This window comes from Cellulomonas sp. GbtcB1 (assembly GCF_019091725.1).
GTDB lineage: Bacteria > Actinomycetota > Actinomycetes > Actinomycetales > Cellulomonadaceae > Cellulomonas.
In genome coordinates, this window is record NZ_JAGXJG010000404.1 from 1 (window position 1) to 247 (window position 247).

Annotated in this window: 1 pseudogene; it reads right to left on the reverse strand. The window is 74.9% G+C overall.

Annotated features, from left to right (window positions below):
* Positions 1–247: pseudogene (locus tag KVT14_RS20840) on the reverse strand (phosphatidylinositol mannoside acyltransferase); the annotation flags it as partial.

Below are 247 nucleotides of genomic sequence, written 5' to 3' on the forward strand. Positions count from 1 at the left end.
CGGGCGGTGCGGACCAGCTCGCGGAACACGCCGCCGCCCGCGCCGCCGTCCGAGAGCGGTATGATCTCCAGCCCGATGCCCTCCCGGAACGCGAGGAACTCCTGGAACAGCGCCTCCGGCTTCAGCCGCTCGGCGGCGGTCACCGTGCGCCCGAGGTTCCGGGTGGCCCACGCGCCGGCGAGGGCCCAGTTGCCCAGGTGGCCCAGCGCCATGGCGACCATGCGGCCCTCGCTCATCGTCGCGACGA